The sequence below is a fragment of the Salinibacterium sp. NSLL17 genome (genome assembly GCF_015864935.1).
GTDB lineage: Bacteria > Actinomycetota > Actinomycetes > Actinomycetales > Microbacteriaceae > Rhodoglobus.
Map to the genome: position 1 here is coordinate 812,766 of NZ_JADYWH010000001.1, position 15,385 is coordinate 828,150.

A 15,385-nucleotide genomic window follows, 5' to 3' on the forward strand; every position below is an offset into this window, starting at 1 on the left:
TCTCTCCGAGAGTCACTCTCATAGAGAACGTAAGTTAGCTCAGAGAAAGGCCCCAACCCTCACCGGGTTGGGGCCTTTTTCGTGCGCCCAGCGTTCGGATGTTGTGCTGAATTTCTTTCACGGAAGTCACTAGCGGTGAACCAAACCTGAAACAGCGTCAGGAGCCGTCGTGTGGACGCGAAAGGGCTGTGCGTGAATATCAACCCGCCGAGGGGTGCAAACGCGGCTTAGCGGGCAGCGTGGCGCTCTCTAGCCCTATGGCGAGCCGTGAAGCTGAGCTGCGGAGCGGATGAGAGGGTCGCCCTTAACGCAGTGATGCCCCGTCCGGACGAATCCGGGCGGGGCATCAGGTGCTGCGAAGTGCTGGTGGCTAGGTGCCGAGGGTTCCGAGGTAGAGGCCAATAACCTTGGGGTCATTGAGCAACTCGCGCCCGGTGCCTTCGTAGGCATCGTGGCCCTGGTCGAGAACGTAGCCGCGGTCACAGATTTGCAGGCAACGACGTGCGTTCTGCTCAACCATGATCGTGGTCACGCCGGCCTTGTTGATCTCCGATACGCGGATGAATGCCTCATCCTGCTTCACTGGCGAGAGTCCAGCAGACGGCTCGTCGAGAAGGAGAACGTGCGGATCCATCATGAGTGCGCGAGACATGGCGACCATTTGGCGTTCTCCACCCGAGAGTGAACCCGCGCGCTGCTTGAGGCGCGACTTCAACTCGGCGAAAATGCCGGTCACGAACTCGAGACGCTCATCGTAGATCTTGGGGTTTTGGTACAGCCCCATCTGAAGGTTCTCTTCGATCGTCAGGCTCGGGAACACGTTGTTGTTTTGCGGAACGAAACCAACACCGCGCGCTACAAGCTTGTTTGCTTTGAGCCCGGTGATGTTGTCACCGTTGAGGGTGATTGATCCGCCGCGCACCTGTACCTGGCCGAAGATTGCCTTCAACAGGGTCGACTTGCCGGCACCGTTCGGACCAATAATTCCGATCAGTTCACCCGGGTTAGCGACCAAATTGCAGTCGTTGAGGATGTCGACGCCGGGCAGATACCCTGCGGTCAGGTCCTTGACGTGGACAACCGCATTCTCGGTAGGGATTGCGTTCACTTGCCGGTCTCCTTGCGGTTAGCGATGTTTTCGTCGAGGTGTTTGACCTCCGCGGCGAGTTCGATCGCTTCAGTGTTGAGTTCGCCTTCGATGCGGCCCGTGACGATTCCCAAGTCGACATCCTGATGCGAACCGAGGTACGCATCGATGACGGCTTGGTTCTTCATGACCTCATCCGGGGGACCTTCAGCAACGACCTGACCTTCAGCCATCACGATTACCCAGTCGGCGATGTGACGCACCATGTGCATGTCGTGCTCGACGAACAGCACCGTCATGCCCTCTTCCTTCAGGTCGAGGATGTGGTCGAGCAGCGACTGAGTCAACGCGGGGTTAACACCGGCCATGGGCTCATCCAGCATCACCAGCGTCGGCTGGCTCATGAGGGCGCGAGCCATCTCGAGCAGTTTGCGCTGACCACCGGAAAGGCTGGCGGCGAAGTCAGACGATTTGGCGTCGAGCTTGAACTTCTTGAGTAGAACGATTGCGCGCTCTTCGATCTCGGCTTCTTGCTTGCGCCAGAGGCTGGGGATCATGGCGCGGAAAATATTCTCCCCGATCTGATCCTTCGCGCCGAGTTTCATGTTCTCAAGAACCGTCAAGAGCCCGAGGGCCTTCGTCAGCTGGAACGTGCGCACCTGACCGAGGCCGGCCACTTTGTGCGCGCCCATTCCGGCAAGCGAGTGGCCATCGAAAGTCCACTTGCCTTCGTCGGGCTTGTCGAAGCCGGTCAGAAGGTTGAACAGCGTCGTCTTACCGGCACCGTTCGGACCAATCAACGCGGTAATCGCATTGCGGGGGATCTCGACGTGGTCGACGTTCACCGCGGTGAGGCCACCGAAGGTTCGACGAATTCCGTCAGCGATGATGATCGGGTCGACCTTGGCGACACCAGGAACGATGTCACCCTTGTGGAGTCCGGTTGTCTTTGCTCGCTGCACCGGCGCAGCCGATGCGTCATTACTTGACAAAGGTCAGCTCCTTCTTGTTGCCGAGGATGCCCTGCGGTCGATAGATCACGAGCAACATCAGTGCCACACCCACAAGGATGAAACGCACCGTCTGCGACTGCGTCGTGGTCATGAACGGCAAGAGGCCGACGTTGACCATGGCGGGAAGCAGGTTGCTCAGGAGGGTTTGCACACCCCAGAAGATCACCGAACCGATAATCGGTCCGAAGATCGTTGCAGCTCCACCGAGCAGCAACGCGGTATAGACGAAGAACGTGAGCGACGTGACATACACGCCGGGGTTCACCGAGGCCGGGAGGGCGTAAATGATTCCACCCATGGCACCGAAGACACCACCGAGCATGAGCGACTGCAGCTTGTACGAGAACACGTTCTTACCGAGGGCGCGCACGGCATCCTCGTCTTCACGGATTCCCTTGATCACTCGACCCCACGGGCTGCGCATGACAGCCCAGAGGATGAAGGCAGCAAGCGCCAGAATTGCGATTCCGAAGATGCGAACCCACCAGCCGTTGGCGTTGTACTCCCACGGGCCGAAGCCGTAGGTGCCGTCAGGAATCGGGTTGAACGCACGGAAGCTCTCGTGGTAGCCACTCAGTCCATCGGCAGAGCCGGTGTACTTGTCGAACGTCGTGGTCAGGAACAACAGACGCACAACCTCGGCGGCCGCAATGGTCACGATCGCCAGGTAGTCACCGCGCAGTCGCAGGGTAGGAATACCGAGGATCAGGGCGAAGACAAGCGAGCCACCGACACCGACGAGCATGCCGCCCCACCACGGAAAACCGAAGGTGAGGATCGAGATCGCGTAGCCATAGGCGCCGATCGCCATGAAGGCGGCCATACCCATGTTGAGCAAACCGGTGAACCCGAAGTGCATGGCGAGTCCGAGCGCCGCAAGGGCGTATCCGATCGTTGCCGGTGCAATCAGTGATGACCCGGTGTTGGAGAGAATTTGCAGAATATCCATGAGCGGCCCCTAACCTATTCTCTCTTTGCGACCCAAGATGCCTTGTGGTCTGAACAACAGGACGATGATGAGCACGCCGAGCGCACCCACATACTTCAGGTCGGATGGGATGAAGAGGCTAGACGTCTCAACAAGAACGCCGACGATGATCGAGCCGACAAGCGCACCGAATGCTGTGCCCAGTCCACCGAGGGTCACCGCTGCGAAGACGAGCAGCAGAATCTGCGCTCCCATGTCCCAGCGGATGCCGGGGCGGAAGTAGGCCCACAGCACACCGGCAAGGCCGGCCATGGCTGCAGCGAGGATCCACACCACACGGACGACCTGGTCGACGTCGATTCCGGATGCCGCTGCCAGCGACGGGTTGTCGGAGACGGCGCGAGTTGCCTTACCGATCTTGGTCTTGACGAGCCACCACGCGAAGATACAGATCACGACGATGCTGATGACCATGCTGATCATGTTGGTCTGGCTGAGCGATACCGATCCGAAGAGCGGAATATCGGGGGAGTCGGAGCCGGGCAGTTGCTCGGTTCCTCCTCCACGGAAGTACTGGAAGGTATAGCGCAGTGCCAGCGACAGACCGATTGACACGATCATGAGCTGAACGATACCGACGCCCTTCTTGCGCAGCGGTTTCCAGAGCGCGGCATCGAGTGACCACCCGAAGCCGGCACTGAGGAGCACGGCAAGGGGTATCGCTATCCAGACGGGCCAACCGAGGTCGACCGACACAATGAGTGCCATCACCGCACCGAAGGTCACCATTTCTGCGTGCGCAAAGTTGGAGAGCCCGGTGGTTCCGTAAACGAGCGAGATGCCGATGGCAGCGAGGCCGAGCATCAGTCCGAAGTTCACGCCATTGACGATTCGTTCAACGAATTGATCGAAGAAGCTCGTGACGTTGCGTTCACCGCGGCCGATAAAGAAGTTCATGACGGTCGAGCCGCTGGGCCCGATCATCGCCTCTTTGACGTTGGGAGTGTCGTCGTCGCCTACCTCGTCGATTACCGCAATGCCCTCGGGCAGCGTGTCTTCGTTGAGCGTGACAGTGAATTCGTCACCGTCGGGAACGCCGACTTTCCAACGACCATCAGCATCCGTGGCTACTTCAACCTCGTAGCCGCCGCCAGAGATGGTGAGAAGTACACCCTCTAGCGCCACGCTCTCGAGCTTGACGTTACCGATGATGCTGTTGTCGTATTCGTCGACGTTAACCTCGTCGGCCATTGCAGGCATGGCCATCAGAGAGAAGGCGGCAGAAAGAGCAACAATGAGTGCTACAAGCACTCCTCGTCTATTTTTCCGTCGCGTGCGGCGATATTCCGCTGTGTTCACAGGACCTCCAGGAAGGGACCCAGCCGGAATCAAGAATCCCAGCGGGTTCTGACGTGTCGACGGCAATGACGACACCGGCCGATTGCGGTCCGACATACAAATGCTTGTCGGGTACAAAGCGGTGAAGCCATTATGCGGGGGAATGTTCTGGCATGAAACCCGTTAATATTGATTGGCCGGAGATTTAACACAAGATCACCGGTTTCGCGCTCCCGCCGTAAGGAAGATTTAACATGGAACAGCCAGACCCCTTCGGCTTCGTCGGCCTCACCTATGACGACGTAATGCTTTTGCCCGGGCACACCGATGTAATTCCAAGCGATGCTGACACCAGTTCACGTCTCACCCGCAGAATCCGGGTGTCTTCGCCGCTTATTTCATCGGCAATGGACACGGTTACCGAGGCTCGAATGGCCATTGCGATGGCCCGCAACGGTGGTCTTGGGGTGCTTCACCGCAACCTCTCGATCGACGATCAGGCGGCCTACGTCGACAAGGTCAAACGCAGCGAATCGGGCATGATTACCAATCCGGTAACAACTACGCAACAAGCGACTGTTGCCGAAGTGGACGCCCTCTGTGGCCAGTTCCGTGTCTCTGGTCTTCCTGTCGTGGAAGAAGACGGAACACTCGTCGGAATCATCACGAACCGTGACATGCGGTTCATCGAGCCAGAAGATATGGATTCGGTGCTCGTGCGCGACGTCATGACGACGACGCCGCTCGTGACCGCTCCAGTCGGCATCGACCGCGAGGGCGCTATCGCCCTCCTGAACAAGCACAAGATCGAGAAGCTGCCTCTCGTCGACGACGCAGGCAAGCTCAGTGGTCTCATCACCGTCAAGGACTTTGAGAAGACCGACCAATACCCCAACGCCACTAAAGACGAAGAAGGACGACTGCGCGTCGGAGCGGCAATTGGTTTCTTCGGCGACGCGTGGGAGCGCGCCGAACGCTTGCGCGATGCTGGTGTTGACCTCATCGTGGTCGACACCGCCAATGGCGAGTCCGCTGGCGTGATCGATATCGTTCGTCGCCTCAAGGCTGACTCGTCGTTTGACGCGATCGACATCATCGGCGGCAACGTTGCTACTCGCGCGGGTGCTCAAGCGCTCATCGATGCAGGGGTGGATGCCGTCAAGGTCGGCGTTGGTCCCGGATCGATCTGCACGACCCGTGTCGTGGCCGGTGTCGGAGTACCGCAGGTGACCGCCGTGTACGAAGCGTCACTCGCAGCGCGTGAGGCCGGCATCCCGGTCATCGCTGATGGTGGCCTCCAGTATTCCGGTGACATCGCCAAGGCACTCGTTGCCGGTGCTGAGACCGTCATGCTCGGTTCGTTGCTCGCCGGAACCGATGAGAGCCCCGGCGACCTCATCTTCCTCAATGGCAAGCAGTTCAAGAGCTACCGCGGAATGGGTTCGCTCGGCGCCATGCAGACGCGAGGCAAAAAGACGTCCTACTCGCGCGACCGCTACTTCCAGGCTGATGTGCCGTCGGATGACCAGCTCATCCCTGAGGGCATCGAGGGCCAGGTTCCTTACCGTGGCCCCGTTTCCACCGTCATGTACCAGTTGCTCGGTGGTCTTCGTCAGTCGATGTTCTACACGGGAGCTCGCACCATTGAGGAGCTCCAGCAGAAGGGCAAGTTTGTGCGGATTACCGCCGCAGGCTTGAAGGAATCGCACCCCCACGACATCCAGATGGTTGTTGAGGCGCCGAACTACCGTCGCTAACACGCGCACTCGTCTTGGCCATTGCGCCCGGAAATGAGTGAGCGAGAGACGCTGAAGGCCTGCTGGAGCAATTGCTTCCAGCAGGCCTTCTGTCGTGAAGGGAGGTGTGTGCGTGCGCCCTTAAGCGGAGACGTCGCGGCGGTTGAAGACGACTCCGCCGAGCGCGAGCACAACGGCCGAGATGCCGAAGATGAGGCCGAGGGAACCCCCGTCGACTCCCTCGCTCAGCGGTGAATTGCCGAACGCCCAGTGGTACGGGGAGAGGTTGTGGAGCCATTCGACATCGGCACTTTGGTTGCCGAGCGAGTTAAGAATGTAGCCCAGCAGGGAGATTCCGGCCGCAGCGGCGGAGGCGAAGGCGCGGCGACCGGTGATGGCGCCGACGGCGAGGCCGAAACTGGCTGCGAGCACTCCCATACCGAGTAGCGCCGCGCATCCAGCGACCACGTGGGCAGGCTCGAGGTCGATTCCCGAGGAATCGTTGAGCGCGAGAATCAACAGCGCCGAGACGATGCTGAGCCACAGCAGTCGGAGCATGACGCCGAGACTGCGCTCGACCATGATCTGCACTCGGGAGACGCCGTGGGCGAGAGTGAGCTCGAGCGAACCCGATTCTTCGTCGCCTGCGATTGCGGCCGAGCTCCACAGCGTGGCGGCAATGGTGAACAGAACGAATCCGATCAGGCCGAGGAACGTGGCCTGGACATAGCCGGCGCCGCTCGTGAGGTCCTCGAAACCGAGAGTGCTCGAAAGCCCCTCGGGAATCGATTTGATGACCTCATCGAAGCCCGCGTTCTCGCCCGAGAACGACGAATACAACGGAACGTAGAGGAATATCGCGCCGGCAACTCCGGCAGTCCAGCCGAGCAGGCCACGCCAAGAATCAGCGAGATTGCGGCGAGTGAGCGGGAGAAAGCTGGCGCTCGTGGGCTGACTCATTTGGTTGCCTCATTCGAGTAGAGATCGATGACTGACGATTCGAGATCTTGCTCTTCAACCCGAAGGTCGACCACGTGGAACGGGGCGATCGCCTTGACGAGCGCGTCGATGTGTCCCTCGACCGTGCCGGTGACTTGCACCACATCGCCAGCGGTGACGGCGAGATTGTCTAGTTGAGGCAGCGCAATCAATGCCGTGCGGATGTCGTCGGCTGCGGCATCCGTGAAGTCAATGACAACGCGGCGAATGGCGCTCGCTCGCAGGCTGGCAACGTCACCGACTTTTACTACGGTGCCGTTGCGCAGTACCGCGACCTGATCGGCAGCGTTCTGGATTTCGCTCAAGACGTGAGAGCTGAGGAACACCGTTTGGCCATTGTGTTGGGCTTCGCGCACCATCGAGAGGAACTCTTGTTGCACCAGAGGGTCGAGGCCGCTCGTAGGTTCGTCGAGCACGAGAAGTTTCGGCTCGTGCATGAAGGCCTGCACGAGCCCCAGCTTCTGCTTGTTGCCTTTGGAGAGAGTGCGTACGTGGCGGGTGAGGTCGAGCCCTAAACGCTCAGAGAGCGCGTCGATGCGGCCGGGCGCGACGGGGCCGCTGATCGCGGCGTAGTGCTTGAGTAGTGAGCGGCCAGTGATGCGGCCCTCGAGGAGCAGTTCCCCCGGCAGGAATCCGATGTCGCGGCGCAGCGCAGCACCGCCAGCGATGGGGGACTTGCCGAGCACCGTGGCGCTGCCGGACGTGGGGCGAATGATGTCAAGCAGTAGCCTCATGGCGGTTGTCTTGCCGGCGCCGTTGGGACCAATCATGCCGAACACGCTGCCGGTTTCGACGGCGAGGTCGAGGCCGTCGAGGGCACTATTGCTGCCGTAGCGCTTGGTGAGCGCGTGGGTTTCTATGGCGTAAGTCATGGGTGGGGCCGGAGCCCGGTCCTTCCTAGGAGGGAGTGGTTGAGGGGGTGTAAATGCCGTGGGTGTAGAGCTCGAGGGCGGCATTGCCCATGCGGCTGAGGCTGTCGAGGCTGAAGTGACTGCTGCCGAGGCTGCGAGCGATGTGGCTTTGCAGGGTGAGTGTCGACAGGCTGTGGGTGACGAGGAGCACAGCGCGGGCGTGCTCGTCGGCGGTTGGCGTGATGGCGCCGCTGGCTACTCCCTCGCGCAGCATCGTGTGGGACATCTCGACAAAGCGGTCGAAGAGGTCGGCGCCCGCGACAGAGTCATCGGTGAAGAGGCGGCCCAGGTAGATAAGCCAGGGCTCGAAGGTGGCGAGGTCGGCGTACCACTCGCTTACTGCCGCGCTCACGTCTCCTTCGCCCAGTCCCGCTTTGCGGTGGGTGACCTCCGTGATGATGAAGTCATCGCACGCGGCTTTGAGTTCGCGCATGCTTCCAAAGTGGTGGATGACCAGGCCAGCGCTCACGCCGGCCTCCGTTGCTACGGCGCGGGCGCTCGTTGCGGCGAACCCGTTATGCCCGATGAGCCGAATTGCGGCGTCACGGATGCGGGCTTTGGTGGTGGAGTCATCCGATCTTGAACGCATGTTTAACAAACTAAACAGTTGTTTAATGGTTGTCAATGGTGGACAGGTTCCACCCAATCCTCGGCGCGGTAGGCTGGAGAAGTGAATGATTTCGAGATTGGCCGCGCCAAGCGCGCTCGCCGCGTCTACTCCTTTGATGACATCGCTATTGTGCCGTCGCGCCGTACGCGTGACCCCCGTGATGTGTCGGTGAGCTGGACGATTGACGCCTACACGTTCGACATCCCCGTGATCGCTGCTCCGATGGACTCCGTGGTCTCGCCAGCAACAGCAATTGCGATGGGAAAGCTCGGCGGGCTGGGAGTGCTCGACCTCGAAGGGCTCTGGACCCGGTACGAGAACCCCGAACCCGTTCTCGAAGAAATCCGTTCGCTGCCCGCCGACCAGGCGACCGCACGGATGCAGCAGCTGTATGCCGAGCCGATCAAGCCCGAGCTTGTCACTCAGCGTCTCGCCGAGATCCGCGAAGCCGGAGTGCCCGTCGCTGGCGCACTAAGCCCGCAACGCACACAAGAGCTGTACCAAACAGTGGTGGATGCCGGAGTCGACCTGTTCGTCATCCGCGGCACGACTGTGAGTGCCGAACACGTCTCCAAGACGACTGAGCCGCTCAACCTCAAGGAATTCATTTACGAACTCGACGTGCCCGTGATCGTGGGCGGTGCCGCAACCTACACCGCAGCACTGCACCTCATGCGCACCGGAGCCGCCGGAGTGCTCGTCGGATTTGGTGGCGGAGCCTCCAGCACCACGCGCACTGCCCTCGGCATCCACGCTCCCATGGCAACAGCGGTTGCCGATGTTGCTGGCGCCCGCCGCGACTACATGGACGAGTCGGGTGGACGCTACGTTCACGTCATCGCCGATGGTGGCCTCGGCACCAGTGGCGACATCGTGAAAGCGATCTCCGTCGGCGCCGACGCCGTCATGCTCGGCAGCACCCTTGCCCGCGCTACCGAAGCTCCTGGTGGCGGTTACCACTGGGGCCAAGAGGCGCACCACTCCGAACTTCCCCGCGGAAACCGTGTCGAAGTTGGGCAGCTTGCTCCTCTCGCAGAAATCCTCAACGGGCCATCGTCACACCCGAACGGTCAGTCGAACCTCATCGGTGCGCTGCGTCGCTCGATGGCCACCACCGGCTACTCCGACCTCAAGGAATTCCAACGGGTCGATGTTGTTGTTGCTCCGTACAATCCGCTGTAGCTAAACCCACGTTCACGTCAACTGGCGCTGGAGGAAAACAATGGTCACACTTCGATCGATTGCCCCGACAGCGCCACTGAGCGCTGAGCAACGAACAGCAGCCATTGCGGCGCTGCGCGACACCGAACTCGACATCCTCGTGATCGGTGGCGGCATCGTTGGCACGGGTAGTGCCTTGGATGCCGTGACGCGCGGCCTCAACGTCGGCATGGTTGAGGCGCGTGACTGGGCCTCGGGCACGTCGAGCCGGTCATCGAAGCTCGTGCACGGCGGCATCCGCTATCTGGAACAGCTCGACTTTCGGCTGGTGCGCGAAGCGCTCAAGGAGCGTGGCTTGCTCTTGCAGCGTCTTGCTCCTCATCTCGTGCGGCCGGTGCGATTTCTTTATCCGGTGACGAAGCCGATCTTTGAGCGGCTATATATCGGTGCCGGAATGTTGCTCTACGATCTTCTGAGTTACACGGGTGGGCGACCTCCCGGAGTGCCTCATCACCGTCACCTGACGCGCGGCCAGATGCTGCGGGCGGCGCCGAGCTTGCGCGCTGATGCCTTCCGCGGCGGACTTACGTACTACGACGCTCAAGTCGATGACGCCCGCTATGTATCGACGCTCGCGCGCACCGCGAGCTTCTACGGCGCTCACGTTGCGAACCGTGTTCGGGTCGAAGATTTTGTCAAGGTCGGCGAGCGGGTTGTCGGTGTGCTGGCGCACGATCTTGAGACGGGCGAGAAGTTTGAGATTCGCGCCAAGCAGGTTGTCAACGCCACCGGAGTGTGGACCGATGACACTCAGGCGATGGTCGGTACGCGTGGCCAGTTCAAGGTGCGAGCGTCCAAAGGGGTGCACCTCGTGGTGCCGCGCGATCGTTTCCAGTCGAAGCTGGGGCTGCTGCTGCGCACCGAAAAGAGCGTGCTCTTTGTGATTCCGTGGGGCCGTCATTGGCTCATCGGCACCACCGACACTGACTGGGATCTCGACAAAGCGCATCCCGCTGCCACGGCGGCCGATATCGACTATTTGCTGGCGCATGTCAATAAAGTACTGGCCGTTCCGCTGACCCGTGATGATGTCGAAGGTGTCTATGCTGGCCTCCGCCCGCTGCTCGCGGGGGAGTCAGACCTCACGTCGAAGCTCAGCCGCGAACACATTGTTGCCCACAGCGTTCCGGGTCTCGTTGTTGTCGCCGGCGGCAAGTGGACGACCTACCGCATCATGGCCAAGGACGCTGTGGATGCCGCGGTCGACGCTCTCGACGGCAAGATTTCGCCGAGCATCACCGAAGAGGTCGCACTGCTCGGGGCGGAGGGCTACCGGGCTGCATGGAACAAGCGCGCCGCCCTCGCGCGCAGTTACGACGTGCACAAGTCGCGCGTCGAACATCTTCTCAACCGCTACGGTGTGCTCGCCACCGAGGTGCTTGAGCTTGTGCGCGCGACGCCAAGTCTGGCCGAAGCGCTCCCCGGTGCAGACGACTACATCGCAGCCGAAATCGTGTATGCCACGAGTGCCGAAGGCGCGCTTCACCTCGACGACGTGCTGGCTCGCCGCACACGTATATCGATTGAGGCATGGGATCGCGGAGTCTCCGCTGCGCCCGTCGCGGCAGAACTCATGGCTGGTGTGCTGGGGTGGGATAAAGCCCGTACTCAGACGGAAGTTGAGCGCTACCTACAGCGGGTCGACGCAGAATTGGCGAGCCAAAAGCAGCCCGACGACGAGTCGGCTGACAGGGTTCGCCTCGCAGCACCAGATATTGTTAGCGAGTGAGTACGAGCAATTCCCCCCTGAGCACGCCAGCCCCCAGCACTGAGCCAGCGACGATGTGGGAAATCGCGCGTCGACCGCGCTGGATCGGCGCCCTCGTCTTGGCTCTCGCTATTGCCGCCAGTTTCGCAGCCCTCGGCCAGTGGCAGCTCAGCCGCAGCCTCGAGGGTGGCGAGATCACCGCGCAACAGAGCGAGAGCGTCGTCGAACTCGATTCGGTCGCTACAGCCCAAGAACCGCTGTCGTACCTCACGACAGGTCAAACGGTCACGCTCACGGCTGAGCTCATCACGGGCGACTACGTCATCCTCTCCGACCGCAACAACGACAGCCAAGGAATGGGCTACTGGGTCGTCGCTCATGGAGTCGAACCGAGCGGTGCGAGTATCGCCATCGCGTTGGGCTGGGCCGAGTCGGCGGATGCCGCGGCATCCGCTATCGCTGATTTCGACACGATGGCGACCACGCTGACGATCACCGGAAGGCTGCTGCCAACCGAGTCGCCCCAACAGTCTGACTTTGAAGAGGGGGAGCGCAGCGCACTCGCTGTCTCTGAACTCGTGAACCTGTGGTCAGAGGTTCCGGCGGGAACCTACGGCGGATATGTCATCAGCTTCGATGCTCCCGCAGGTCTCGAGACGATTGATTCGCCCCCGCCATCGACCGAGGTTTCGCTCAACCTGCTCAACGTGTTCTACGCCGTTGAATGGGTAGTGTTCGCGGGATTCGCCGTCTTCCTTTGGTTCCGCCTTGTGCGGGATGTGTGGGAAGAGGAGCGCGAAGCTCGCAGCTCTGACGCGGCCGTAGACTAGAGCCATGGCTCTCGGTCCCCGGCTTTCAGATATTCCCAGCATTCGACGCACTCTTTCGTTCTACAAGGTGTCGTCGATCGTCACCGGTACCTTCCTGCTTGTGCTGTGCCTCATGATGATCTTTCGCTACGGACTGGGCGGCGACATCGAGCTCAACGGCCCTTCCGCTTTCTTGACGCTCACGCCAAAAGAGCTCGTGCAGGGCATCAACGTATCGACCATCATTCTGATCGTTCACGGCTGGCTTTACGTCTTCTATGTCGCCGCAGACTTCATCCTGTGGCGCCTCACGCGTTACTCGTTCCTGCGCTTCCTCTACATCGCCCTCGGTGGTGTCATCCCTTTTCTGTCGTTCTTCCTCGAACGTCAGGTACCGCGACTCGTTGAGACGAAGATCGCGACCCTCGAATCCGCTGCAGCTGCGAAAGCGGCCGGCGCTGACTCCGCAAAGGCAACTGCATGACCGACTCCACGGCCACATCCGCAGACACGAATGCTCGCCCCGTACTCGTCGTCGACTTTGGCGCCCAGTACGCGCAATTGATCGCACGTCGCGTTCGCGAAGCCAACGTGTACAGCGAGATTGTTCCTCACACCATCACCGCTGAAGAGATCGCGGCCAAGAACCCAGCCGGCATCGTGCTGAGCGGTGGCCCCTCAAGCGTTTACGAGCCTGGCTCGCCCGACCTTGACCCTGGCATCCTCAAGCTGGGTGTTCCTGTCTTTGGTATTTGCTACGGCTTCCAGGTGATGGCCCGTCAGCTCGGCGGCACCGTCGCGAAGACGGGGCTGCGCGAATACGGCGCTACCGACATGACTGTTCAGGGCGGTGGTGGAAACCTCTTGGGCGACCAGCCGTCAGAGCAAACCGTCTGGATGAGTCACGGCGATGCCGTCACTGAAGCTCCGGAAGGGTTCGCCGTGTTGGCGAGCAGCGAAGCGACTCCGGTTGCCGCGTTCTCCAGCGTTGAGCGCGGGTTGTATGGCGTTCAGTGGCACCCCGAGGTCAAGCACTCGACGCACGGTCAAGACCTGCTCGAAAACTTCTTGCACGACGCTGCGGGCATCCCCGCCGACTGGAACAGCGGCAACGTTATTGCTGAGCAGGTCGACCGTATTCGTGAACAGGTCGGTTCGGCCAAGGTCATTTGTGGTCTTTCTGGCGGAGTCGATTCCGCTGTCGCTGCCGCGATCGTGCACAAGGCTGTTGGCGACCAACTCGTCTGCATTTTTGTTGACCACGGCCTGCTGCGTCAGGATGAGCGTCGCCAGGTTGAAGAGGACTACGTCGCCTCGACCGGTGTGCGACTCGTCACCGTTGATGCCGTTGACCAGTTCATGGATGCTCTCGCCGGAGTCACTGACCCCGAGACGAAGCGCAAGATCATTGGCCGCGAGTTCATCCGCAGCTTTGAGAATGCCGCAGAAGCGCTCGTGCTTGAAACGAAGGGCAGCGAAGACACCGTCAAGTTCCTCGTTCAAGGAACCCTCTACCCGGATGTCGTCGAAAGTGGCGGAGGAACCGGCACCGCCAACATCAAGAGCCACCACAACGTCGGCGGGCTCCCCGAAGACTTGCAGTTCGAGCTCGTCGAACCGCTGCGCACCCTGTTCAAGGATGAGGTGCGTGCGATCGGTCGCGAGCTGGGATTGCCGGAGGTCATTGTTGGCCGCCAGCCGTTCCCTGGCCCCGGCCTCGGCATCCGCATCATCGGTGAAGTCACACACGACCGTCTTGAGCTGCTGCGCAAGGCCGACGCGATTGCTCGCGCCGAGCTCACCGCTGCTGGTCTTGATGACACGATTTGGCAGTGCCCCGTAGTTCTTCTCGCCGACGTTCGTTCAGTGGGTGTGCAGGGCGACGGTCGTACTTACGGCCACCCGATTGTGCTTCGCCCGGTGTCGTCGGAAGACGCGATGACCGCCGACTGGACTCGACTTCCGTACGACGTACTCGCCAAGATTTCTAACCGCATCACCAACGAGGTGGATGGGGTTAACCGCGTGGTTCTCGACGTCACGTCGAAGCCGCCAGGAACCATCGAGTGGGAATAGCGCTTTAACGACAAAGCCCCCGTCACTCGGCTACTGCCGAAGTGACGGGGGCTTTGTCGTTGCGAGACGGTGGCGCTAGTCGCGAAGGATCGCGAAGAAGCGCAGCAGCTCGAGGTACAGCCACACGACGGTGATCATGATGCCGAAGGTGCCCTTCCAACCGAAGGCGCGGGGTGCGCCGTTGGCGGCACCCTTCTGGATGAAGTCGAAGTCGAGCACGAGCGAGTACGCCGCCATGATGACGACGAGCACACCGAGAACGGCACCGAACGGAATACCGAGGATGGGGATTTCCGCGCTGCGGAGGCCGAAGGCGTCGTCGGTCGCTCCGGTGAGCATCATGACCATGTTTACGAGCGCGAAGACCATGTAACCGACCATCGCGATGAGGAAGACCTTGGTGGCCTTCTTGGATGCACGAATCTTGCCGCTCGCGAAGAGTGCGAGCGTGACGCCGACAACGACGATCGTCGCAATGACGGCCTGGGTGACGACTCCGCTATAGGCGTTCTCGTAGAAACGCGAGATGCCACCAACGAACACACCTTCGACCGCCGAGTAGGCAAGGACGAGGGCGCCGGAGGGTTGCTTCTTGAAGATGTTGACGAGGGCGAGTACGAAGCCCACGAGACCAGCGCCCATCCACAACAGTGGCATGTCGGCAATCCAGCCGATGGCGGCGCCGACGAGCAGAAGCGCGAAGGCCCCTACGGTCTTAGCGATGGTGTCTTCGACGGTCATGACATCGCCGGAGTCGGGAGCCGACTCACGGTTGTACATGTCGTTAAGTTTTTGGTTGGATACCTGGTTCGCGACGGCGATTCCGCCGCGCGAGCTAAATGCAGCATCGCGGGAGAAAGCGGGGTTATTGAGTGCCATGATTCCTCTGGTTGGTGTGGTGTCACACGTTTGTGACGCACCCTTAAAACTACCGGAGTTCGCTGAGAAA

General features: G+C 60.9%; 14 protein-coding genes. 6 read left to right on the forward strand and 8 right to left on the reverse strand.

What is annotated here, in order from left to right:
• Positions 1-370: 370 nt before the first annotated feature.
• Genes I6E51_RS03940 through I6E51_RS03955 form a run of 4 tightly spaced genes read right to left on the reverse strand, consistent with a single transcriptional unit; the run spans position 371 to position 4,339 of the window.
• Positions 371-1,108, reverse strand: a complete 738-nt coding sequence (locus tag I6E51_RS03940) for an ABC transporter ATP-binding protein (protein WP_197106410.1) — start codon at positions 1,106-1,108, stop codon at positions 371-373.
• Entirely contained in the window at positions 1,105-2,079 is a 975-nt protein-coding gene (locus I6E51_RS03945) for an ABC transporter ATP-binding protein (protein ID WP_197106409.1), read from the reverse strand. The genes I6E51_RS03940 and I6E51_RS03945 overlap by 4 nt, the downstream gene beginning before the upstream one ends.
• Complete coding sequence (locus I6E51_RS03950; protein WP_197106408.1) at positions 2,069-3,049, reverse strand: branched-chain amino acid ABC transporter permease; 981 nt, start codon at positions 3,047-3,049, stop codon at positions 2,069-2,071. The genes I6E51_RS03945 and I6E51_RS03950 overlap by 11 nt, the downstream gene beginning before the upstream one ends.
• Before the next feature lie 9 nt (positions 3,050-3,058).
• Positions 3,059-4,339, reverse strand: a complete 1,281-nt coding sequence (locus tag I6E51_RS03955; RefSeq protein ID WP_197106407.1) for a branched-chain amino acid ABC transporter permease — start codon at positions 4,337-4,339, stop codon at positions 3,059-3,061.
• Between the two features lie 281 nt (positions 4,340-4,620).
• On the opposite strand from I6E51_RS03955, the gene guaB reads away from it, so the two are divergent.
• Positions 4,621-6,123, forward strand: coding sequence for an IMP dehydrogenase (gene guaB / locus I6E51_RS03960; RefSeq protein WP_197106406.1), 1,503 nt, complete (start codon positions 4,621-4,623; stop codon positions 6,121-6,123).
• A 120-nt stretch (positions 6,124-6,243) separates the two neighbouring features.
• On the opposite strand, the gene I6E51_RS03965 is transcribed toward guaB, so the two are convergent.
• From I6E51_RS03965 to I6E51_RS03975, 3 genes are read right to left on the reverse strand one after another with little or no spacing between them, the layout of a single operon-like run.
• Positions 6,244-7,062, reverse strand: a complete 819-nt coding sequence (locus tag I6E51_RS03965) for an ABC transporter permease subunit (protein WP_197109499.1) — start codon at positions 7,060-7,062, stop codon at positions 6,244-6,246.
• Complete coding sequence (locus tag I6E51_RS03970) at positions 7,059-7,973, reverse strand: ABC transporter ATP-binding protein (RefSeq protein WP_197106404.1); 915 nt, start codon at positions 7,971-7,973, stop codon at positions 7,059-7,061. Before I6E51_RS03970 ends, I6E51_RS03965 begins: the two co-directional genes overlap by 4 nt.
• 25 nt (positions 7,974-7,998) lie before the next feature.
• Entirely contained in the window at positions 7,999-8,601 is a 603-nt protein-coding gene (locus I6E51_RS03975) for a TetR family transcriptional regulator (RefSeq protein WP_197109500.1), read from the reverse strand.
• A gap of 81 nt (positions 8,602-8,682) precedes the next feature.
• Between I6E51_RS03975 and I6E51_RS03980 the strand changes: the two genes are divergently transcribed.
• From I6E51_RS03980 to guaA, 5 genes are read left to right on the forward strand one after another with little or no spacing between them, the layout of a single operon-like run.
• Positions 8,683-9,804, forward strand: a complete 1,122-nt coding sequence (locus I6E51_RS03980; RefSeq protein ID WP_197106402.1) for a GuaB3 family IMP dehydrogenase-related protein — start codon at positions 8,683-8,685, stop codon at positions 9,802-9,804.
• 40 nt (positions 9,805-9,844) lie between these two features.
• A complete protein-coding gene (locus I6E51_RS03985; protein ID WP_197109501.1) occupies positions 9,845-11,572 on the forward strand; it encodes a glycerol-3-phosphate dehydrogenase/oxidase in 1,728 nt (575 codons plus the stop codon).
• On the forward strand, positions 11,569-12,381 hold the full coding sequence (locus I6E51_RS03990; RefSeq protein WP_307783797.1) for an SURF1 family cytochrome oxidase biogenesis protein: 813 nt from the start codon (positions 11,569-11,571) through the stop codon (positions 12,379-12,381). Before I6E51_RS03985 ends, I6E51_RS03990 begins: the two co-directional genes overlap by 4 nt.
• 4 nt (positions 12,382-12,385) lie before the next feature.
• Positions 12,386-12,844: a DUF3817 domain-containing protein gene (locus tag I6E51_RS03995; RefSeq protein ID WP_197106400.1), complete on the forward strand. Its 459-nt coding sequence runs from the start codon at positions 12,386-12,388 to the stop codon at positions 12,842-12,844.
• On the forward strand, positions 12,841-14,436 hold the full coding sequence (gene guaA, locus I6E51_RS04000) for a glutamine-hydrolyzing GMP synthase (protein WP_197109502.1): 1,596 nt from the start codon (positions 12,841-12,843) through the stop codon (positions 14,434-14,436). The genes I6E51_RS03995 and guaA overlap by 4 nt, the downstream gene beginning before the upstream one ends.
• A 75-nt stretch (positions 14,437-14,511) precedes the next feature.
• On the opposite strand, the gene I6E51_RS04005 is transcribed toward guaA, so the two are convergent.
• A complete protein-coding gene (locus tag I6E51_RS04005) occupies positions 14,512-15,315 on the reverse strand; it encodes a Bax inhibitor-1/YccA family protein (RefSeq protein WP_197109503.1) in 804 nt (267 codons plus the stop codon).
• Between the last annotated feature and the right edge of the window lie 70 nt (positions 15,316-15,385).

Bases quoted from the DNA above. Each gene is read 5' to 3' on its own strand.
- I6E51_RS03950 (WP_197106408.1), bottom strand. From the start codon at position 3,049: ATGGATATTCTGCAAATTCTCTCCAACACCGGGTCATCACTGATTGCA.
- guaB (WP_197106406.1), top strand. From the start codon at position 4,621: ATGGAACAGCCAGACCCCTTCGGCTTCGTCGGCCTCACCTATGACGAC.
- I6E51_RS03965 (WP_197109499.1), bottom strand. From the start codon at position 7,062: ATGAGTCAGCCCACGAGCGCCAGCTTTCTCCCGCTCACTCGCCGCAAT.
- I6E51_RS03970 (WP_197106404.1), bottom strand. From the start codon at position 7,973: ATGACTTACGCCATAGAAACCCACGCGCTCACCAAGCGCTACGGCAGC.
- I6E51_RS03975 (WP_197109500.1), bottom strand. From the start codon at position 8,601: ATGCGTTCAAGATCGGATGACTCCACCACCAAAGCCCGCATCCGTGAC.
- I6E51_RS03985 (WP_197109501.1), top strand. From the start codon at position 9,845: ATGGTCACACTTCGATCGATTGCCCCGACAGCGCCACTGAGCGCTGAG.
- I6E51_RS03995 (WP_197106400.1), top strand. From the start codon at position 12,386: ATGGCTCTCGGTCCCCGGCTTTCAGATATTCCCAGCATTCGACGCACT.
- guaA (WP_197109502.1), top strand. From the start codon at position 12,841: ATGACCGACTCCACGGCCACATCCGCAGACACGAATGCTCGCCCCGTA.
- I6E51_RS04005 (WP_197109503.1), bottom strand. From the start codon at position 15,315: ATGGCACTCAATAACCCCGCTTTCTCCCGCGATGCTGCATTTAGCTCG.